The following is a 20,309-nucleotide window of genomic DNA, read 5'->3' on the forward strand; positions in this document are numbered from 1 at the left end:
AGTTCTTTCCCCTTTAATTTAGCAATCTCTTATAGTGGACCGGAAATACCTTGTTTGCGAATCATGATGAAGTGGAAGGCCATTAAACCTAGAAGTGCTGCTGGTAAGAAGAAGACGTGAATAGCAAAGAAGCGAGTTAATGTTTGAGCGCCAACAATTTCGGAATGACCAGCGAGTAATGTTTTAATATAAGGACCAATGAGCGGTGTTTGCTCTGCAATTTGAATCCCTACTTTTGTAGCAAATAAAGCTTTCATATCCCACGGCAATAAATATCCGGTAAAACCAAGACCTAACATAACAAAGAAAATAAGAACACCAACAATCCAGTTTAACTCACGGGGCTTTTTATACGCACCTTGGAAGAAAACTCTGAGTGTATGTAAAAACATCATTACAATTACGAGACTAGCACCCCAGTGGTGCATACCACGAACAATTTGCCCATAAGCAACTTCATTTTGTAAATAGTAAACTGATTCCCAAGCATTTTTAATATCAGGCACATAATACATCGTCAAAAACATTCCAGATAAAATTTGAATTACAGTAACGAAAAAGGTAAGTCCTCCAAAGCAATAGACGAATGCAGAAAAGTGATGTGCCGGGTTTACATGTTCAGGTACTTCATGATCAGCGATATCACGCCATATTGGTGTAATATCCAATCTTTCATCCACCCAATCATAAATTTTATTTAACATCTACTTTGCACCCCCTCTTGGCTTCGCTTTTCCTAGATACAGCGTTCCATCTTTCACTTTAGACTCGTACACATCAAGCGGAGCAAGGGGTGGCGTACCTTTAATGTTAATCCCATCTTTTGTATAACGCCCCCCGTGACATGGGCAAAAGAATTGATTCGGATGTGCTTTGTCCGAATTCCAGTTAACTGTACATCCTAAATGTTTACATACTGGAGAGAACGCAACAATGTCTCCGCTTTCATCTTTATGAACCCAAGCCGATTTTGGTTCTTCAGACTTGTACCAACCATCAACCTGCTTCACTTTAAAATCGAAACGCTTCGGCTCTGTTGTAATATCCTTTACTTGCGCAACAGCAACCATATCTGTTCCCGCTTCTTTTCTTAACACCGGATCAAGCGCAAATCGCGTCATCGGCATTAAAATACCGGCAGCCATAAAGCCTCCTACCCCTGTGAGTGTGTAATTTAAAAATTGTCTTCTTGACACGCGATGTTCTTTGTCGCTCACGAAAATTTCCCCCCTCTATCAGAAATTGTCCCCTCGTGATAAATTATATAAAAAATAAAAACTAGGACACTATCATGATATAATACGCTCATGCACAGGTCAATATCATACTACTCATAATAATAAGAACTTTCTGTTTATTGCGAGTTTCCCCATTTCTCTTCCAACATCACCATTATATTTTTTATATGCGCATGAATAACTTCTCTTTTTGCTTGATCACTAAATTGTTCTAACGCTAATGAAGGAAACCAAAATAAATCTCCCTGTAACTCTTGCATATCCTCTTTCCATGAAAAATCACTTGTAACATAAGCAATATGCTTAAAACCTTCACTTCGTAAATGATTTGTCCATTCTTGCAAACGACCTTTTTCATTCTTTTGACTTTCTACCAAATACGTAAACGCAGGCAGTAAAAGCACTCTTCCTTTATACTCTCTTTCCAATTCCGTGCTCAACAATTCGATAAATTCACCTTGTTCTACAACCATTTTCATTTCTTTTGCTGCCGAAATTGATAACAGCGGTATTACTCCTGTATCAACATACTCTCTTGCTTGCTCAAACTGTTCTACATCTTTTACAATCCACTTCAAATCCCTTCCCTCCTTCACTTACAAATGACAGAACTTTCACTTTATATATATTAAACCACACTAAAAGAGGTAAAAAAAGAAAAACTACCCAATATAGGTAGTTTTTCTTTATAAAAGTCTGAAATTTGTAAAAATTAATTAATCCAAATAAATTCTATAAAGTCTTTAACTCTGCCGTTAATCTATGAAACGCTTCCTTATCTTGCTTATCTAACGCTTCATCAATTTGTTTCAAAAGGCGTTCTCTCCTAAACGAAAATACACTTTCTTCCAAAAACCTTTCTGCAAGTAAACGATCTTTTTCATTTACTTCAATATGCTTTGGTAGATATGGGTTTTCTTCTAATACAGCTACATAATTCGCATTTTGAAACGATGATTTAAAGTTGAGTTGAATATAAATATCCTCATCTCGATTTAAACGAATATCATGAAACGATTTTTCAGCATCTGTTGTCATAACATTTTGTTTAAAAAAGTGAAACGGTGTGTCTTTCACACAATTCGCTGACATCACTAAACCACGCGGACAATATTTTGCATGCTCTACGAAGTGGACTTTATGCATCAATTGGTCGTGACTCATTAAATAATTCAGAATCCATACACATTCACGCTGTTTCAGTTGGTAATTATTCAAAAACCATTTTACAAAATCCTTCTTCTCGTTTACAGAAACAGGGGTATTCATAGCAATTAAGTCCCTCCTCTGTCTTTCTCTTTTCTTTTTAGATTCAAGAAGCGGCATTCAGTTTCCTTCCAACTTATGAAAAATCCTCTAAATTATATAACAATTCTTCAATATGAATTTGTGTCGGGTCTAGTTGTAATAACTGGGTAAATACTTCTTTCGCCTCTTTTCGTTTTCCTTCTTCCAATAAGAAATAACCGTACTCTTCTAAGAAGTCTGGATGATTCTTAAAAGAAGTATATGCACTTTCATAGTGTTTTAATGCATCCGAATACATTTCTAATTGTTTTTTTGCATACGCAAGATCCCAAAGTAGTTGTGTATCTGGTTCTCCACTATCAATAGCACGCTCTACAATTGCAATTAACTCTTCGTACTTTTCTTGTTCTTTTAAGATATATGCATATTTTAATGTTGCACCTAAATGCCCTGGATCTAACTCAAGCGCTTTTTGAAGAACTTCCTCTGCTTCTACTATTTTCCCTAATTTCGCCGCAATGTTCGCTAACTCTACATAAAATGGAACTGAAAGCTCATCTACTTTAATTCCTTCATGAAGCGTTTCATAGCTTTCTTGAAGCATTCCTTCTTTTTCATAGCTTTTCGCTAAATACATGTACAGTGATGCGTACTCAGGGTCTAATTCTTTTAGTTCTTGCCAAGCACCAATTGCTCTCTGATATTCTTCACCTTGGTATAATGTAAAGGCATATCCAAATAATGAGTGAATATCTTTTTGTTCCTCTAGGCCTGCTTCATAATAAGAAATCGCTTCTTCCCAGTTTCCGATCGCGCTTAACGTTTCTGCGAGGCGAAGTGCGATCACAACACCACCCATTACTTTATGTTCCGCTAATAGCGATTCATAATAAGTAATTGCCTTTTGTTCTTCACCTTTACTACTATATAATTCTGCTAACCCAAACGTAATAACAGGTTCATCAGGCATCATTTCTTTCGCCTTTAATAGTTTTTGCTCTGCTACATCATCAAAACCTTGCATTTGGAATAAATCTGCAACAAGTAATAACGATTGAACATATAAATCGTCATTTTCTGGAATATCATGAAGCACTTCAATCGCTTCATCTTCTTTATCTAGATCAATATATAATTCTGCTAAAAATACAGTGAATTCACTTTCTTCTGGATACAGTAAACGTAAGTCTTCAGTAATTGCTAATGCCTCATCTGTAAATCCAAGCGTATGATAGTAACGAGCGATATCATACTTCTCTTCATCATTCGCAATTTTTAATTGTTCTTTTAATAATTGTAATCCTTTTTCCGCTTCACCATTTTCAATATATGAAACAGCTTGTTCAAACTTTTGCATAAACGTCTCCTTTAATTCTAAAAAATATTCTCTTCTGTTCATTTATCATAAGCAACTCACTGTTAGAACGCAACCTTTAGAATGAGCATACTTCTTCTTATACTTCTTCTTACAGAGTAGTTAATTGTTCAAAAGGTTCGGATATGACACCGATACCTTACCATCATCTTCTATTGTACCGCTTTCTTTTATGACCGTGCAAATAACTTCTCTCACTAATTATCGAGCCATACAAACCGTGGTTTACAGAATAACTTAATTAGCAGTCTTCAACCTTTATTTTGAATGCGATAAAAAAGGCTCCTATACTAGGAGCCTTCACAATCTCTTAAGAATATGTTTCTTCTTTCTGTACTTGCTCATTTACAAGCTCTTTCAGCAACTCTATAATTTCATCATTTTCTTCCTTCAAACCGACAGTAATACGAATACCATCATCGATACCAAATGCAGCACCAGAACGAACGATATATCCTTTTTTCATTAATCGTTCGAAAGCTTCATTACCCGGTATACCAAGTTTTAAGAAAATGAAATTTGTTTGGGATGGATAATAGAATACGTTATATTCTTTACAAAATGCATAATACTGATTTAAACCTTCAGCATTCTTTTGCACACAATCTTGTAAAAAGGCTTGATCTTCTAATGCAGCGAGTGCTACAGATTGGGCTACAGTTGATGTATTGAATGGTAACCTAGCTACTTCTAGCTGTCCGATTAACTTCGCATCCCCAATCGCATATCCGATACGAAAAGCAGCTAAACCATATGCTTTTGAAAACGTGCGTAAAACCATAAGATTTTCATACTTTTCAAGAAGTGGTAATGTTTGCGGATAGTCTTCTGCTTCCGCGTATTCATAATATGCTTCGTCCATAATAACGAGAGCCGACTTAGGAACTGATTCTAAAAATGAAAGTAATTTTTGTTTCTCAACATATGTACCTGTTGGATTATTCGGATTACAAATCCATACAATTTTCGTTTTCTCATCTACTTGCTCTAGCATTGCATCTAAATCGTGAATACCATCTTTAAGTGATACTTCACGAACTTCTGCTCCTTCAATAACAGCATGGTGATGATATTGTGAAAACGTAGGATTCGCCATTACAACGTTTGTTCCTTCATGTAGTAACGCTCGGCTAATCATTTGAATGACTTCATCTAATCCACTACCAAATAGTAGTTGTTCTGCTTTTACACCTAAATGTTCCGCTACTTTTGTCCGAAGTTCAAAGGCATATCCATCTGGATAAAGGGCATATTGGCTCGCTAAAGAAGTTAATGCTTCTGTCACACGTGCTGAACAACCGAATGGATTTTCGTTGGATGCTAATTTCACAATTTTTGATAAACCATATTCTCTTTTTACTTCTTCAATGTTTTTCCCAGGCACATACGCTCTCAAAGTTAACAATTGCTCTTTCACTCTCATTTTTCTTCCCCCAGTCATTTCATTCAATTTGATTACAATACGGTTATAGCCCCTTACTGTAATCTTTTGTCATAACCGTCACTATTACGAGAATACCTCTAAATGAGCACTTCACAGCACTTCGCTATCATTTTAAACCATATCTTTTTGAAATGCCTCTAACGCAATATGAACAGTCTCATCTGAAATAGATACGACATTCACTACCCCATATTCCTGCATAAGCACCATATGAATTGCTCCTGCATTTGCTTTCTTATCTTGTTTCATCAATTGAACGAGGCGCTCTACATTCAAATCCCTTGGCATTTTTGGATAGCCGTATTTCAAGAACCACTGCTTCATATCTTCATAAGCAAGATCAACCTTGTACACTTGCTCACTTAAAAATATGGCGAATAACATTCCAACCGCTACACCGTCACCGTGAGTAATATTTCCATACCCTAGCTCTTTTTCAAGAGCATGTCCTAACGTATGTCCAAAGTTCAAATGAGCACGTACACCCTTCTCTGTTTCATCTTGTGACACAACATTTGCCTTTACAGGAATCGCCTTCGTTAATATATGGATTAACTTCTCATCATGAAGATCCGCTAATGTTTGCACTTCTTCTTTTAACCAATGGTATAGCTCCACATCACCAATAAGAGCATGCTTTATCACCTCTGCATAACCTGAACGCCACTCTTTTTCAGGAAGAGACTGTAAAAACGGTGTATGATATACAACTGCTTCTGGCTGATGGAATGCACCAATCATATTTTTACCTAACGGATGGTTAATCGCTACTTTCCCACCCACTGCGCTATCGTGCGCTAATAAAGTTGTCGGAACCTGCACAAAGCGAATACCACGCATAAACGATGCAGCAACAAAACCAGCTAAATCTCCAATCATTCCGCCTCCAAGTGCAAGAATTAAAGAATTTCTATCTAATTTATTTTCAAGAGCTGACGTATGAGCCGCATAGAAATTTTCGAAAGACTTCTCTTTTTCGCCACTTGGTACAACAAACGAAAACACGTGCTGCTCTACTTGTAATGCATCGATAACTGTCTGTAAATGTAGTGATGCAACAGCTTCATCTGAAATGATCATTACGTTAGATACCGCTGGCTGCATATTTTGAACGATCGTTGTTAAGTTTGACAACGCTTCTTTACCAACATGTACATCATATTCTTTTGATTTCGTTTGAATATGTATGTTTCCCATTAAAATCCCCTCGCATATTCATTATGTTTCTCAATATTTTCACGAATTAGTTCCATACGATCTAATCCGAATTGTTCTATTAAAGCTGTCGCTAATTCCCAAGCCACAACCGCTTCTGCAACGACACTAGCTGCTGGCACTGCACAACTATCTGAACGTTCAATACTCGCTGTAAAAGGCTCTTTCGTATCAATATCTACACTTTGAAGAGGTTTATAAAGTGTAGGTATCGGTTTCATCACACCGCGCACAACAATTGGCATTCCAGTCGTCATACCGCCTTCTAGTCCACCTGCATTATTTGTTCTTCGTGTATATCCATGCTCCTCATCCCACAGAATTTCATCATGAACTTCACTTCCTGGTCTATGCGCTGCTTCAAAACCAATTCCAATCTCGACACCTTTAAAAGCATTAATACTCATAATTGCAGCTGCTAATTTCGCATCCAGTTTTCGATCATAATGCACGTAGCTACCTACTCCAATTGGCATCCCTTCCACAATTACTTCAACGATTCCACCAATTGAATCACCATTTGCTTTCGCATCATCAATCGCTTTCATCATTTGGTTACCAGCTTCTTCATCTAAGCAACGTACAGGAGATGCTTCTGTAATACTCTTTAATTCTTCAATTGAACTATACGTAATCTCCTTAGCTTGTACACCGCCAATTTCAATTACATGGCCCGCCACTTTAATACCAAGTTCTGCTAACACCTTTTTAGCAACCGCACCAGCAGCAACACGCACCGTCGTTTCGCGCGCTGACGAACGTTCCAGTACATTCCTCATATCTCTATGACCATATTTAATCGCACCATTTAAATCAGCATGCCCAGGCCTTGGTTTTGTCACTTTCCTTTTCATCTCTTTTTCTTCTTGCTCAGTTAAAGGCTCCGCCCCCATAATTTTTGTCCAGTGTGCAAAATCACGATTTTCAACAACAAGTGCAATAGGGGAACCTAATGTTTCTCCATGTCTAACACCACTTAAAATTTGCACTTGATCCGTTTCAATTTGCATGCGTCTACCGCGCCCATATCCCTTTTGCCTTCTAGCTAACTCTTCGTTTATATCATCTGCTACTAAAGACAATCCTGCCGGAACACCTTCTATAATCGTTGTAAGTTGTGGACCATGAGATTCACCAGCTGTAATATATCGCATACGTTATTCCTCTTTTCGTATATGTATTTATCTCACTATATTAACTTTTATCATTCTAAAAATATTAAAGAAATTATATCATAAATCGACCATTTTCTTATTCTATATTTCCGATAGGCCTAATTTAAATATCAACATATCATAACAGCTCAAACTTCGTAACTAACTGAAAATAAAAAAAGTGCAAGAAGAATACCCCTATTCTCCTTGCACTTTTTACTATTATCACAGTGATTAAAGCGTTTACAAATTATTTCAAAATAATTAGTAAATCCATTCATTCATTAATTTTGAGTAGTCAACTAATTCTTCTTCTTTAAAGAAAATAGCAATCTCGCGCTCTGCGCTTTCTAAAGAATCAGAACCATGGATAATGTTTTTCGCAACAGTTACACCGAAATCTCCACGAATTGTTCCAGGAGCTGCTTCATGTGGTCTTGTTTTCCCCATCATGTTACGCGCTGTATCTACTACACCTTCACCTTGCCATACCATTGCGAACACAGGTCCAGATGTAATAAAGTCTACTAACTCACCAAAGAAAGGTTTTTCCTTATGCTCAGCGTAGTGTTGTCCAGCAATTTCCGGAGTGACTTGCATTAATTTTGCACCAACTAATTGAAAGCCTTTTTTCTCAAAACGAGCTACAATTTCCCCAATGAAGGCACGTTGTACACCGTCTGGTTTTACCATTAGAAATGTTTTTTCCATAAAAAATCTCTCCACTTCTGAATTATGTATGTAATTGTATATCCCCACACACATATTATCACCCTTATCACAATTGTGCAATAGTTTTGAAATAGAGAGATTATTTTATTTTTTAGAATAAACATTAAAATTTTCGTTTTCCAATATACTTTGCAACATTTTGTAATGCGTACTTTGCTTTTCCACGTGGGAGTGGTTTTATTATTTCTAAAGCTTTATGTAAATAACGTTCACTAAATGCAAATGCTTGATCAATTGCTGTACTATTTTTTACAGCATCAATAATTTCTTGTATTTCACTTGCTGTTGAATTTTCATGTACAGATGTGATTTTCTGACGAAGTACTGGATCTTCCATCGCATATAAAGCAGGAAGTGTAATATTCCCTTGTAGTAAATCTCCGCCAGCAGGTTTTCCAAGTTTCTCTTCTGTAGAAACGAAGTCTAAAATGTCATCAATAATTTGATAAGACATTCCTACAAAATACCCATACCAAAATAGACGATTTACCGTATCACGATTAGCACCAGCAGCAATCGCTCCCAATTGACAACTCGCGGCAATTAATAATGCTGTTTTTCGCTTTATTCTTCTTAAATACGTTCTTAAATTTTGGTCATAATTGTATTTATCTTTAATTTGTTCAATTTCACCTTTACAGACTTCTAAAATAGTATGTGATAACGCTTGATGCGCCTCTGGAATTTCGATATTTGTTATACATTCAAGAGACTTAGCGAACAGATAGTCCCCTGTATACATCGCAATACGATCTCCCCATTTCGCATTCACAGTCGCACTGCCGCGTCGTAAAAATGCAGCATCAATAACATCATCGTGAACAAGAGAAGCCATATGAATAAGTTCTAACGCAACAGCAACATGCTTAATCGCATCTAACTTATAATCTCCAAATTTCCCTGCAAGCAACACAAATACAGGACGAATTCGTTTCCCACCAGCTTCAATAAGCTGTAATGCTGCCTCTTCTACTAATGGCTGTTCAGAAGCGACTGTCTTTTTTAATTCTTTTTCTATCACATTAATATCCGATCGTAAAAAAGAGTACATAAGTTGTAACTTCATATTGTTCACCTTAACCTAAAACTTCTTTTTTCTATTTTGATTCTGGTTTAATACCTAAATGCATCGCTGCTACCCCAAAAGTAAATGGTTTCACTTGCACACGTTCAAGTCCAGCTTGCTCAAACATTTGAGCCAATTCTTTCATCCCTGGGAACGTACTAGCAGATTCTTGAAGCCATGAATACTCTTTATAACTTTTCGCAAACATCTTTCCAAATAACGGCATGATATATTTAAAGTATAAAATATACCCTTGGCGAAAACCAATCATTGTTGGTTGAGATGTTTCTAAACAGATTACTTTTCCACCTGGTTTTACTACACGCGTCATTTCTTTTAATACGTGCATATAATCCGGTACGTTACGTAAACCAAACCCAATCGTCACATAATCAAACGTATTATCTTCAAACGGAAGTTCCATTGCATTCCCATGTAGAAGTTCTACTTGTTTTAATTGTAACGCCTCTACCTTTTGCTTACCGACAGATAACATATTTTCACTGAAGTCTAAGCCAACAACCTTTCCTTGTTCACCTACGGCTCCAGCTAGCGCAATTGTCCAATCTGCGGTTCCACAGCATACATCAAGCGCTTGACTGCCTGGTTGTACATCCATAATTCGCATCGTTTCTTTACGCCACGCTTTATGTCTTTGAAAACTAATTACAGAATTCATCACATCGTATTTATCAGAAATCTTTTCAAATACGTCATGTACTCTTTCTTCTTTTGATTGTTGCATGCTCGTACCTTCTTCCAATGTAAAATTGCTTATGTCTTCTATTTATTCCTTAACACAGAATTTATTTCATTTATGTCTGTGTGATTTTCTAAAAAATTTTTTTCTTTCTTTCTCAATTCCTTCATCCAACCATTAATCACTACTTCTGCTTTATCCCCTAAAGCATCTTGCATAGCTTGAAAAACAGGCGAATGTTGCTTATCAGCATACAATTGAATTTCTTTTTGAAGGCGATTTCCACCTAATACGTATGTGATAAATGGCTTCCAATGTGATAACTGAAAATGGTCACATGTTTTTTGAAGGAGCGCAGACTCAATCATTACTATGCTTTTCATTATGTCATCCGTCGTTTCATGCGCTTTTTGGTATAACATAATTTTGTGTTCATTTATCTCTTTAATTCCTTCAGCAAGTGCACGAATTAAAACAATATCACGATTCATAGACAATAAATAATAATATAGTCCACTATAGTAATCGCCTGCAAGTACTGTTAATTGACGACATTTATGGAATTCAATCTCTTCCTCGCCTGCTTTATTTGATACCCTTTCATGCGTATCAAGCGCAATTTGTACAAGCATAATTGTTACTACGTAATGCTCAATTTGTTCTATATGTAAGTTTGCACTCTTTAAAGCACCATATAACAATGCTATCTTTTCTTCATCAATAAATGGTTCTTCAATATAGTTTATAAAGTAAGGATGGCGTAATTTCTCCATCAATTTTTCTTTTATACCCGCATACCCTCCGTAGATGTCACACACAAAAAATCACCCTTGTTTTCTAATTCATAAAACTTATTATAACACATACACTCTATTTTCTATAACCAAAACTTGGCTACACCTACCATTCATGTAAGCAATCTTTCTAATCTCACTCTGTCTAGTTAAAACTATATCATTTATTTACTAAAAAAAAAAAAGAAAAGCAGTTTCCCGCTTTTCTTTACTTCGTTTTAATAAACGATAAAATTTCACTGCGCGCTGCAGCATCATTTTCAAGCACACCACGCACTGCTGTCGTTACTGTTTTCGCACCTGGTTTTTTTACACCACGCATCGTCATACACATATGTTCTGCTTCTACTACTACCATTACACCATGAGGCTCTAGTACTTCCATAATAGAGTTCGCTACTGTTGATGTAATACGTTCTTGCAGTTGTGGGCGACGTGCAATTGTATCTACGGTACGAGCTAATTTACTTAACCCTGTCACCTTTCCACCTTGCGGAATATATGCAACGTGAGCAACTCCATAGAATGGAACTAAATGATGCTCACACATCGAATAAAATGGTATATCTTTTACTAGTACAAGCTCTTCGTGATCTTCTCCGAATACTTTATGCAAATGCTCTTTCGGATCTTCATGCATACCTGAGAACACTTCTGCGTACATTTTTGCAACACGCTTTGGTGTATCAAGTACTCCCTCACGATTTGGGTCATCCCCAATCGCCTCTAAAATAAGGCGTACTGCATGTTCAATTTGTTCTAAATTAACTTTTGCCATCCGCTAGCCCTCCCGAAAACCTAAAAGTGATACGAACACATTCTAGCATATTTATGTTTTTAAAAGCAAAAAGAAGAGTTCCCAAAAAGGAAACTCTTCTTCCCTGTTAATATGTAAGGATTATTTAACCGCATCTTTTAACGCTTTACCAGGTTTGAATGCAGGTACTTTACTTGCAGCGATTTCAATCTCCTCACCTGTTTGTGGGTTACGACCTTTACGAGCCGCACGCTCACGAACTTCGAAGTTACCGAATCCGATCAGTTGTACTTTATCACCTTGTTTTAAAGCTTCTAAGATAGAATCAAAAACAGCGTCTACTGCTTTTGTTGCGTCCTTTTTAGAAAGGGAACTTGCTTCTGCAACAGCATTGATTAAATCTGTCTTGTTCATGCCATTCACCTCCTCCCAAAGATAAGACTGTATAATGATCATAAAATGAGTCTTACTTTCATTTGTAGGCAATTTTTGCAAATTCTATACTACAAAGATGTAGATAAATCATTATCAACGCCTATATTATACGATTCTCCTTTATAATTCAATATTTTTAAGGAAATTGTTACTCTGAAAATGTGAAAATCTGATGAAACTTGACAATTTACAACAATGTATTAGATAATGACTGTTTATTTTTCTATTTTATAATCAAAAAAACAAAAAATCCCTCTACAGTGAGAGGGATTTTTTCTTATAGTATAATCGCAATTAATCCGCCAGATCCTTCATTAATAATTCTTTCTAGCGTTTCTTTTAATTTATATCTAGCATTTTCTGGCATTAAAGATAATTTCGCTTGAATTCCTTCTCGAACAATCGAGCTAAGTGAACGTCCAAATATATCAGAATTCCAAATTGATAACGGGTCATCTTCAAAATCTTGCATTAAATAACGAACTAATTCTTCACTTTGCTTTTCAGTACCAATAATCGGCTCAAACGTTGACTCTACATCTACTTTAATCATATGAATAGATGGCGCTACCGCTTTTAACTTCACACCAAACCTTGAACCGTGACGAATAATTTCTGGCTCATCTAAGCTCATATCCGCTAATGCAGGCGCTGCTACACCATATCCTGTTTGCTTAACCATACGCAGTGCATCCGCCACTTGATCGTACTCTATTTTCGCATGAGATAAATCGAGCATAAGCTTTAATAAATGATCTTTCCCTCGAATTTCTACTCCTACTACTTCTTTTAAAATCTGATCATATAATTCATCTGGCGCATATAAATCAATCTCCGCCACACCTTGCCCCATATCAATGCCAGCTAGGCTCGCTCGATCAATAAATTCATATTGACTAAACTGCCAAACAACGCGATCCACATCACGAAGACGTTTTATATCCTTCACAGTTTCTTGAACTGCTTCTTGATAACTTTGACGCAACCAATGCCCTTCATTTAGCACCATTACCCAGCTCGGAAGGTTCACATTCACTTCTAATACAGGGAATTCAAATAGCGCTTCACGAAGTACATTATATACATCTGTTTCTCTTAAACTCTCCACACTCATTGCAATAACCGGGATATCATATTCTTCTGATAAACTTTGGCGTAATTGCTCTGTATCTGGATGATACGGCTGTACCGTATTAATTATCATAATGAAAGGTTTTCCTACTTCTTTCAACTCATTTACAACGCGTTCTTCTGCCTCTATATAATCTCTTCTTGGAATTTCACCAATTGTTCCATCTGTTGTAATTACAACACCAATTGTTGAATGTTCTTGAATTACTTTACGCGTGCCGATTTCTGCAGCTTCATGGAATGGAATAGGTTCTTCATACCAAGGGGTATTAATCATGCGTGGGCCATTCTCATCTTCATAGCCCTTCGCTCCAGGAACCGTATATCCAACACAATCTACTAATCGAATATTCACTTCAAGTCCTTCATCTACTTCGATAGAAACCGCTTGGTTTGGAACAAACTTCGGTTCCGTCGTCATAATTGTACGACCAGCAGCACTTTGAGGCAATTCATCCTGCGCTCTTTGACGGTCAGACTCATTCTCAATGTTTGGAATAACTACAAGTTCCATAAATTTTTTAATGAATGTTGATTTCCCTGTTCGAACAGCTCCTACAACTCCAAAATAAATATCACCGCCTGTTCGTTCTGCAATATCTTTAAAAATATCTACCTTTTCCAAGTGATTCCCTCCCTCAAAATTTTTGGGAATAATTCCGCGTTTATAGTCAACTAATACCTTCTCTAACGTTGCCTATAATATCTGATATAATATAATGGTATTCTAGAAGTTCGGACAATATATCATATAATTTTGTCCAATTTCATATGACTATTAAAAAATATCTTTTGTTTGCATCGTAAGTTGTATAACATAAAAAACCTTTCTTCTAGAACTTATTCACTAAAAGAAAGGTTCATGACTTATCATTTTAAAAAAATTGGTTCTCCATCCTTTACTGTGTACGGTAAAGAATAAGCTGGTACAAACGGGGAACCTTTCGAAAGTATATTTCGAATATCTTCTCCCTCCGTAAACTGCCCTTCATTTTTTTTCAAAGCGTCATATAAGTCGATTCTATAATCAACAAAAACTTCTCCTTTTTCATTAATTACAAAAGGAAGTCCTTTACCAGAATATGGACTTGTCACTTGTGGCACATCTTTATATCCTAGTTTTTTGAAATCCAATTCATATACACCATCTGAAATTACTTTTTTAAAAGGTGGATATTGATGTTCATCACGATACATCCTAAGCTTTAAAGATAGTTCCTGAATTTGTTCAGCCATCCTAACATCAATTAACTTTACTGTTGGATTTGTTTCAACGTCTATTAATACGTATTGATATACTCCTCCACTTTCATACGCATTCCCTGGCGCTTCTTGTATGTAACGCGGGGCAATCTGTTGAAAATCGATCGGATACTTTTGATAAATAGGTGTACTCATATCCCTCGTCTTAATTGGCAATATCCCATCATTTTGCTCCTTAAATGTCACAACAGCTTTTTGAACAACCTGTAGCTGATCTTCATAAGGAACCGCATTTTGCTTCATATTTTCTTTCGGATACAGACACCCCGTTAAAAGGCTCATACAACAAAATATTAAAATAATATGTAATTTTTTCACTAGCATCACCTTTTCATACTAATCTAATTTGCTCTGTATGTAGTATTTTCGAGACCATTCCATTTACTGCTGTACAGGTCCACTAAATACAACAAGAAAAATAACAATTCCTGACACAATCATAAGGGTGTACGCTACTAATGCTGTAATCCCTTTCAAAAATTTATTCTTTATTTTATGTCTACTTAATAAAATAAAACTTACTGCAAAAAACATAAATCCAATTGCCCCTAAAGCTAACCACATTTTCATAAGCCCTTCTGACATATACACACCCCTTTTTATCAATCTATTTTTATACTATTTTAACAAATTAAAATCTTTAAACAAATACAAAAAGAACATTTTACTACAAATTGCGAATATATAACTTTAATCAATAGGTTTTCCAGCATTTTTCACCAATCTAAGCAAAAATAAAACCGAAGCGATTGTACCTCTCGCTTCGGTTGACCAAATATGCCCAAAAACAGCTCTATTCCCATTCTTTCATGGCTATCATATGCAATCTACAAACTCTTTGTTTCTCATAATTTATTTTTTAAACATTTTGCTTAACGAGCCAAAATCTGTTGGCATATTATTATTAATAATCGCTTTTACAATTTGATCCTCTTGCTCTTTCGGCACTTCACGTCCCGCCATAAGAGCCACTTGATGAATTAATTGACGAAGTACAGTTTCATCACGTAAATTCGCATTTTGCACGGATGATGCTAATTTAAAAATATCCTCTTTATTTACTTTCGCTTCCTTCTCAATATTATTAAAAATATTATTATCCATTCTTTTCACCCTCTCCTCAAGTTACTCTTCATCCTATGCAAAAATGAAAAAATGGTGAAAAGACCCAAAAAATAAAAAAGCGACAGAAGTACAAATGTACTTCTGTCGCTTTTCTTTACAGTAAATCAGGTATAGCTTCCACTTCATGTTTTCGAACACGCCCCATCAATGAGCCTACCGCATCTTTTACGTTATTCCCATTGAACAGTACGTCATATAAAGCAGCTGTAATCGGCATTTCAACTTCCATTTTCTCTGCCAATTCATGAGCAGCTTTCGTTGTTCTTACACCTTCCACAACCATACCCATGCTTTCTAACACTTCTTCTAAAGAGTGTCCTTTTCCAAGCATATTTCCAGCGCGCCAATTTCGGCTATGAACACTTGTACACGTTACAATTAAGTCTCCCATACCAGTTAGACCAGCAAACGTTAACGGATTCCCGCCCATTTTTCTTCCTAAACGAGCAATCTCTGTTAAACCACGTGTCATCAATGCCGCCTTTGCATTATCACCTAATCCAAGACCATCAGTTATACCAGCAGCTAATGCGATAATATTTTTTAACGCACCACCAAGTTCAACTCCAACGATATCTGGATTTGTGTATACACGGAAATAACTATTCATAAATAAATCTTGTACTTCCTCAGCCGCTTCCATACGCTTTGCTGCAGACGTAACTGTTGTCGCTTGTCGTAAACCGACTTCTTCAGCATGACTCGGTCCAGACAGTACAACAACATCTTTAATTAAGTGCTCTGGAATTTCTTCCTCAATCACTTCCGAAATACGTTTTGACGTACCAGGTTCAATTCCTTTGCTCGCATGAATCCAAGTAATTGGTTCAGTAACAATTTCTTTCATCTCTTGTAATACATCTCTGTACGCTTTCGTTGGTACTACTAACAGTACTGTATTTACATCTACTAATGCTTCTTCTAAAGAAGAGTAGGCTACGATTGTGCTTGGCAATGTAATGCCTGGGAGATATCGACTATTCTCATGTTTCGTATTAATTTCATCCATAAGTTCTGGGCGATTTCCCCAAATACGTACATCATGTCCATTGTCAGCTAATACCATCGCTAACGCTGTTCCCCAGCTACCTGCTCCTACTACTGTGATTTTTGTCATAAAATCACATCCTCTCCATTAGTCTCTTGCTCTAGCGATAATGTGAATCGGCGTTCCTACGAAGCCAAATGATTCACGTAAGCGATTCTTCAAGAAACGCTCATATGAGAAGTGCAATAATTCTGGATCGTTTACAAACACAACAAATGTCGGTGGTTTTACCGCAACTTGTGTTGCATAGAAAATTTTCAGACGGCTACCATTATGAGTTGGCGTCGGATTCATCGCTACCGCATCCATAATTACATCGTTTAATACGTTCGTTTGAATACGGATACTATGACTTTCATTTACCTCATCGATAACCGGTATTAATGTTTGTGTACGTTTTCTTGTTTTTGCAGATAAGAAAACAATTGGTGCGTATTCTAAGAATTGGAAATGAGCACGGATATTTTCTTCAAATGCTTTCATTGTTTTTTCGTCTTTTTTCACTGCATCCCATTTATTTACAACGATAACAACAGCTCGCCCTGAATCATGAGCATATCCAGCGATTTTTTTATCTTGCTCAATAATTCCTTCTTCACCATCTAAAACGACTAAAACAACGTCAGAACGTTCAATCGCTCTTAGCGCACGAAGTACACTATATTTTTCTGTACTTTCATACACTTTTCCTTTTTTACGCATACCAGCTGTATCAATAATTACATAATCTTTTCCATCTTTACTATATGGTGTATCGACAGCATCACGAGTTGTTCCTGCTACATTACTAACAATTACACGCTCTTGACCAAGAAGAGCATTTACAAGTGATGATTTCCCTACGTTTGGACGTCCAATTAAAGAGAAACGAATTGTGTCTTCATCATATCCGTCTTCTTCAATCTTTGGAAAATGTTGTGCAGCTTCGTCTAGTAAGTCACCTAATCCTAATCCGTGTGTACCTGAAATTGGGAATGGTTCGCCAAATCCTAATGCATAAAAGTCATAAATGTCACTGCGCATTTCCGGATTGTCCACTTTATTTACTGCAAGTACAACCGGTTTATTTGAACGATATAAAATTTTTGCAACTTCTTCATCAGCTGCTGTTACACCGTCACGACCGTTTGTCATAAAAATGATAACATCCGCTTCATCAATTGCTACTTCAGCTTGTTGACGAATTTGTGTCAAAAACGGCTCGTCTCCAATATCAATTCCGCCCGTATCAATAATGTTAAATTCATGATTTAACCATTCTCCAGCGCTATAAATACGATCGCGCGTTACACCTGGAATATCTTCTACGATTGAAACTCTTTCTCCAACAATTCTATTGAAAATAGTAGATTTCCCTACGTTCGGGCGACCTACTATCGCTATTACTGGTTTCGGCATATACTTTCATCCTTTCAACTTGCTTCTGTTTATTATGTAAAAAACCCTTCTTTGTGCAAGAAGGGATTTGCATTCCAGAATATTTCTCAACGTATCAAAACACCTCACATTATAACACACGTTGCTAATGTTTCACAATAATATATACATTCTCTTGTAAGCGATGTGCAATACCATCTAAAATTGCCTCTAAATTATTTGCAACAAATTCTAGTTCCTCTGTCGATTCGCAAACGAATAAAGGAGCACCACCTGCAAATTTTTCTGGAGTCGTTGTTATAACTGCCAGAATAACGCTTTCTAACATCATCTCTTATCTCCCCTTCCTTTCGGGGCTTCCGATGACATATGGACAGCACTTTCTAACGTTGGTACATTTCCTATGACACCTATCGCTTTCTCTGCATCTTGATCTTGCGGCAGGACAAAAATCCCAACCCTGCCATCCTCTAAATCACGCTTTGCTAACGGTACAAGCGCTGGTGTACCAGAATCTCTATAAATCCCTAACGCTACTGAAACATCGTGTAAAATAGCTTGTCGTTGCCCTAAATTTGAGATTGTAACCATCGCATCAATTGATTTCGGCTTTAAAATAAAACCCATACCATATTTCATAATTTCTTCTTGTCTTGCTGGCAATCCAATATTCATAATGTAAATATTGTCAATATAAAGCCCTGCTCCTTCAAAACGAAGCGGAACGTGCTCAATTTCAACAAGATCATGTAGCCTTTTACCAGACATTAATTTTTTCGCAATAAAAAATGCGATTATAGCCATAATTACTCCTGCAATCCATGAACGGAATCCTATATACGCAAACGTCGTTGCAAACGACGTTAACATTGCCAAATAGTTGCGACTTTCAAAAACCAATGCAATTCCTTCAATGTATGTATTTCCACGCGGTACGAGCTCATACCCATCTAATTGTTGAAGCGTATTTCTTTCCATATTACGTACATCACGAAATTGTGTCGCTGCTAATGTAAGAAATGTAATGGCAGAAAAATCTTTTTTCAAAATAGACGGGATTGCAATCGCTCCTAAAGCAGCTGCAATTAACCCCATTGCAATATGAATAATTTTCCCATGTAGCCTCGTCGGATATTGCCGTGTATCCGTCCGAAGCATTAGCACCCTTGTAACTGTCCCCGCTATTACGCCGCATAAAATGGCTGGTGTATATTCAGTCATGTATTACCCTCGCCTTTCTTTTACGTGTTTTTCTCTTAAACCGTTCCATGTATACTGATGCTTTTGCAATCCAAAACAATATTGCCATGAATAATGTAGAAATGGCGACGATATCAAAAAATGCTAAACTACCGTAATCATATGGAAAATTCAATTTCCTAAAAATAAATGTCACTAGCAGCTCTCCTTGTAACATCCCTACATATAGAGAACATAATCGTAATATGCGATCTCCATGCAATAACACCGATGCATACACAAGACCACTACTTAGCAGAAACACTCTATCCACCACAATCCAAATCGGATCATATATTTCTAACAGATGAAAACTTGTATATAACATTGCAATAATAAGCGCCGAAAGTAAGCTATATAATTTTTTCCAGACAGAATATAGCGTGATCCCTATAAAAGAAATAATACAAAGTAAAAGAGCATTTACTGATACCACGAATGAGGCGATCGTTACATGTAACGGAGAGCAAATTATAAAAATCAGTATACAAGCGCCTAACTTCCACCGAATAAGGTCCTTTTTCATAAAAAAGGTTACAATGATCCACCCTATCCAAGCTACAAAATAAAAAGTACTTCCATCCATCAACTTCACCTCCTATGTTTTCCATTATGGGAACTTTTTATGAAAGTTAATCCACTTTATTTACGCATAGTTTTTTCTTATAACAGCAACACTTTTAACAAGGAGGTGTTATTCATTATGGGTAAAGATCGCCAAGAACGAAAACTACGAGAATCACGCCGCGTTGAATCCGATCGTGATCAATCACTACAATATCCAGGTGCAACTGGACTTGATACACCAGAACAGGCTCGAAAACAAAACCAGCACTAATTAATGCAAAAAGACGGTTTCAATATTGTACGAAACCGTCTTTTACATAATCAGTTTAATGTTTTCTATTTATATTGAAATAATATTTCGCACACTATATCCTCCCATTACTTCTTTTTATCTTCACCTA

At 36.5% G+C, this 20,309-nt stretch carries 24 protein-coding genes; 1 reads left to right on the forward strand and 23 read right to left on the reverse strand.

The window, feature by feature from the left end; translation table 11 throughout:
* Positions 1-29: 29 nt before the first annotated feature.
* The 23 genes from qcrB to AB6801_RS04715 all read right to left on the reverse strand — a co-directional run bounded on the left by qcrB (position 30) and on the right by AB6801_RS04715 (position 19,927).
* Positions 30-704, reverse strand: coding sequence for a menaquinol-cytochrome c reductase cytochrome b subunit (gene qcrB / locus AB6801_RS04605; RefSeq protein ID WP_000932700.1), 675 nt, complete (start codon positions 702-704; stop codon positions 30-32).
* Positions 705-1,217 carry a menaquinol-cytochrome c reductase iron-sulfur subunit gene (qcrA, locus tag AB6801_RS04610; protein WP_001280593.1) on the reverse strand — a complete coding sequence of 171 codons (513 nt, stop codon included), beginning with the start codon at positions 1,215-1,217 and terminating at the stop codon, positions 705-707.
* Positions 1,218-1,354: 137 nt separating this feature from the next.
* Positions 1,355-1,816: a YpiF family protein gene (locus tag AB6801_RS04615; protein ID WP_000871314.1), complete on the reverse strand. Its 462-nt coding sequence runs from the start codon at positions 1,814-1,816 to the stop codon at positions 1,355-1,357.
* 154 nt (positions 1,817-1,970) lie between these two features.
* Positions 1,971-2,507, reverse strand: a complete 537-nt coding sequence (locus AB6801_RS04620; RefSeq protein WP_001095925.1) for a ReoY family proteolytic degradation factor — start codon at positions 2,505-2,507, stop codon at positions 1,971-1,973.
* 73 nt (positions 2,508-2,580) lie between these two features.
* Positions 2,581-3,843 carry a tetratricopeptide repeat protein gene (locus AB6801_RS04625; protein ID WP_001168671.1) on the reverse strand — a complete coding sequence of 421 codons (1,263 nt, stop codon included), beginning with the start codon at positions 3,841-3,843 and terminating at the stop codon, positions 2,581-2,583.
* Between the two features lie 328 nt (positions 3,844-4,171).
* On the reverse strand, positions 4,172-5,284 hold the full coding sequence (hisC, locus tag AB6801_RS04630; protein ID WP_001264023.1) for a histidinol-phosphate transaminase: 1,113 nt from the start codon (positions 5,282-5,284) through the stop codon (positions 4,172-4,174).
* Positions 5,285-5,416: 132 nt separating this feature from the next.
* Positions 5,417-6,502, reverse strand: coding sequence for a 3-dehydroquinate synthase (gene aroB / locus AB6801_RS04635; protein WP_000526812.1), 1,086 nt, complete (start codon positions 6,500-6,502; stop codon positions 5,417-5,419).
* Positions 6,502-7,674, reverse strand: coding sequence for a chorismate synthase (gene aroC, locus AB6801_RS04640; protein ID WP_001269386.1), 1,173 nt, complete (start codon positions 7,672-7,674; stop codon positions 6,502-6,504). Before aroC ends, aroB begins: the two co-directional genes overlap by 1 nt.
* Positions 7,675-7,938: 264 nt before the next feature.
* Positions 7,939-8,385, reverse strand: a complete 447-nt coding sequence (gene ndk / locus AB6801_RS04645; protein WP_000415883.1) for a nucleoside-diphosphate kinase — start codon at positions 8,383-8,385, stop codon at positions 7,939-7,941.
* A 124-nt stretch (positions 8,386-8,509) separates the two neighbouring features.
* Positions 8,510-9,472 carry a heptaprenyl diphosphate synthase component II gene (gene hepT / locus AB6801_RS04650; RefSeq protein WP_000776076.1) on the reverse strand — a complete coding sequence of 321 codons (963 nt, stop codon included), beginning with the start codon at positions 9,470-9,472 and terminating at the stop codon, positions 8,510-8,512.
* 31 nt (positions 9,473-9,503) lie between these two features.
* Complete coding sequence (gene menG, locus AB6801_RS04655) at positions 9,504-10,217, reverse strand: 2-heptaprenyl-1,4-naphthoquinone methyltransferase (protein ID WP_001187674.1); 714 nt, start codon at positions 10,215-10,217, stop codon at positions 9,504-9,506.
* Positions 10,218-10,255: 38 nt separating this feature from the next.
* The gene (locus AB6801_RS04660; RefSeq protein ID WP_000332845.1) at positions 10,256-10,990 is read right to left on the reverse strand and encodes a heptaprenyl diphosphate synthase component 1; all 735 of its coding nucleotides are present in this window, start codon (positions 10,988-10,990) and stop codon (positions 10,256-10,258) included.
* Positions 10,991-11,174: 184 nt separating this feature from the next.
* Positions 11,175-11,744 (reverse strand): GTP cyclohydrolase I FolE, encoded by a 570-nt coding sequence (folE, locus tag AB6801_RS04665; RefSeq protein ID WP_001151482.1) that lies wholly within the window; start codon positions 11,742-11,744, stop codon positions 11,175-11,177.
* Positions 11,745-11,864: 120 nt separating this feature from the next.
* Positions 11,865-12,137: an HU family DNA-binding protein gene (locus AB6801_RS04670; protein WP_001043860.1), complete on the reverse strand. Its 273-nt coding sequence runs from the start codon at positions 12,135-12,137 to the stop codon at positions 11,865-11,867.
* A 298-nt stretch (positions 12,138-12,435) separates the two neighbouring features.
* Positions 12,436-13,914, reverse strand: a complete 1,479-nt coding sequence (gene spoIVA / locus AB6801_RS04675) for a stage IV sporulation protein A (protein ID WP_000416519.1) — start codon at positions 13,912-13,914, stop codon at positions 12,436-12,438.
* A 245-nt stretch (positions 13,915-14,159) separates the two neighbouring features.
* Complete coding sequence (locus AB6801_RS04680) at positions 14,160-14,870, reverse strand: hypothetical protein (RefSeq protein WP_000733112.1); 711 nt, start codon at positions 14,868-14,870, stop codon at positions 14,160-14,162.
* A gap of 63 nt (positions 14,871-14,933) precedes the next feature.
* On the reverse strand, positions 14,934-15,137 hold the full coding sequence (locus AB6801_RS04685) for a DUF2768 domain-containing protein (RefSeq protein ID WP_001289004.1): 204 nt from the start codon (positions 15,135-15,137) through the stop codon (positions 14,934-14,936).
* 267 nt (positions 15,138-15,404) lie between these two features.
* Positions 15,405-15,656: a stage VI sporulation protein F gene (locus AB6801_RS04690; protein WP_000369754.1), complete on the reverse strand. Its 252-nt coding sequence runs from the start codon at positions 15,654-15,656 to the stop codon at positions 15,405-15,407.
* A 115-nt stretch (positions 15,657-15,771) separates the two neighbouring features.
* The gene (locus AB6801_RS04695; RefSeq protein ID WP_000161763.1) at positions 15,772-16,794 is read right to left on the reverse strand and encodes an NAD(P)H-dependent glycerol-3-phosphate dehydrogenase; all 1,023 of its coding nucleotides are present in this window, start codon (positions 16,792-16,794) and stop codon (positions 15,772-15,774) included.
* A gap of 18 nt (positions 16,795-16,812) precedes the next feature.
* Positions 16,813-18,123 carry a ribosome biogenesis GTPase Der gene (gene der / locus AB6801_RS04700; RefSeq protein WP_001125893.1) on the reverse strand — a complete coding sequence of 437 codons (1,311 nt, stop codon included), beginning with the start codon at positions 18,121-18,123 and terminating at the stop codon, positions 16,813-16,815.
* 124 nt (positions 18,124-18,247) lie between these two features.
* Positions 18,248-18,433: a capping complex subunit for YIEGIA gene (locus AB6801_RS04705; protein ID WP_000979059.1), complete on the reverse strand. Its 186-nt coding sequence runs from the start codon at positions 18,431-18,433 to the stop codon at positions 18,248-18,250.
* Positions 18,430-19,323 (reverse strand): YIEGIA family protein, encoded by an 894-nt coding sequence (locus AB6801_RS04710; protein WP_000141596.1) that lies wholly within the window; start codon positions 19,321-19,323, stop codon positions 18,430-18,432. The genes AB6801_RS04705 and AB6801_RS04710 overlap by 4 nt, the downstream gene beginning before the upstream one ends.
* Positions 19,316-19,927 (reverse strand): YphA family membrane protein, encoded by a 612-nt coding sequence (locus tag AB6801_RS04715; RefSeq protein WP_000349098.1) that lies wholly within the window; start codon positions 19,925-19,927, stop codon positions 19,316-19,318. Before AB6801_RS04715 ends, AB6801_RS04710 begins: the two co-directional genes overlap by 8 nt.
* Positions 19,928-20,044: 117 nt before the next feature.
* Here AB6801_RS04715 and AB6801_RS04720 point away from each other — a divergent pair, with 117 nt between their 5' ends.
* A complete protein-coding gene (locus tag AB6801_RS04720; RefSeq protein ID WP_000513900.1) occupies positions 20,045-20,179 on the forward strand; it encodes a YpzI family protein in 135 nt (44 codons plus the stop codon).
* The last annotated feature ends 130 nt before the right edge of the window (positions 20,180-20,309 follow it).

The sequence above is a fragment of the Bacillus sp. RCC_6_1 genome, from assembly GCF_041360755.1.
Lineage (GTDB): Bacteria > Bacillota > Bacilli > Bacillales > Bacillaceae_G > Bacillus_A > Bacillus_A cereus.

Excerpts from the sequence above, each read along its gene's own strand:
- aroB (WP_000526812.1), bottom strand. The coding sequence starts at position 6,502 with ATGGGAAACATACATATTCAAACGAAATCAAAAGAATATGATGTACAT.
- AB6801_RS04625 (WP_001168671.1), bottom strand. The coding sequence starts at position 3,843 with ATGCAAAAGTTTGAACAAGCTGTTTCATATATTGAAAATGGTGAAGCG.
- AB6801_RS04685 (WP_001289004.1), bottom strand. The coding sequence starts at position 15,137 with ATGTCAGAAGGGCTTATGAAAATGTGGTTAGCTTTAGGGGCAATTGGA.
- menG (WP_001187674.1), bottom strand. The coding sequence starts at position 10,217 with ATGCAACAATCAAAAGAAGAAAGAGTACATGACGTATTTGAAAAGATT.
- AB6801_RS04710 (WP_000141596.1), bottom strand. The coding sequence starts at position 19,323 with ATGACTGAATATACACCAGCCATTTTATGCGGCGTAATAGCGGGGACA.
- folE (WP_001151482.1), bottom strand. The coding sequence starts at position 11,744 with ATGGCAAAAGTTAATTTAGAACAAATTGAACATGCAGTACGCCTTATT.
- AB6801_RS04670 (WP_001043860.1), bottom strand. The coding sequence starts at position 12,137 with ATGAACAAGACAGATTTAATCAATGCTGTTGCAGAAGCAAGTTCCCTT.
- AB6801_RS04715 (WP_000349098.1), bottom strand. The coding sequence starts at position 19,927 with ATGGATGGAAGTACTTTTTATTTTGTAGCTTGGATAGGGTGGATCATT.
- aroC (WP_001269386.1), bottom strand. The coding sequence starts at position 7,674 with ATGCGATATATTACAGCTGGTGAATCTCATGGTCCACAACTTACAACG.
- AB6801_RS04695 (WP_000161763.1), bottom strand. The coding sequence starts at position 16,794 with ATGACAAAAATCACAGTAGTAGGAGCAGGTAGCTGGGGAACAGCGTTA.
- qcrB (WP_000932700.1), bottom strand. The coding sequence starts at position 704 with ATGTTAAATAAAATTTATGATTGGGTGGATGAAAGATTGGATATTACA.
- AB6801_RS04705 (WP_000979059.1), bottom strand. The coding sequence starts at position 18,433 with ATGATGTTAGAAAGCGTTATTCTGGCAGTTATAACAACGACTCCAGAA.
- hepT (WP_000776076.1), bottom strand. The coding sequence starts at position 9,472 with ATGAAGTTACAACTTATGTACTCTTTTTTACGATCGGATATTAATGTG.
- AB6801_RS04690 (WP_000369754.1), bottom strand. The coding sequence starts at position 15,656 with ATGGATAATAATATTTTTAATAATATTGAGAAGGAAGCGAAAGTAAAT.
- AB6801_RS04720 (WP_000513900.1), top strand. The coding sequence starts at position 20,045 with ATGGGTAAAGATCGCCAAGAACGAAAACTACGAGAATCACGCCGCGTT.
- ndk (WP_000415883.1), bottom strand. The coding sequence starts at position 8,385 with ATGGAAAAAACATTTCTAATGGTAAAACCAGACGGTGTACAACGTGCC.
- hisC (WP_001264023.1), bottom strand. The coding sequence starts at position 5,284 with ATGAGAGTGAAAGAGCAATTGTTAACTTTGAGAGCGTATGTGCCTGGG.
- AB6801_RS04620 (WP_001095925.1), bottom strand. The coding sequence starts at position 2,507 with ATGAATACCCCTGTTTCTGTAAACGAGAAGAAGGATTTTGTAAAATGG.
- der (WP_001125893.1), bottom strand. The coding sequence starts at position 18,123 with ATGCCGAAACCAGTAATAGCGATAGTAGGTCGCCCGAACGTAGGGAAA.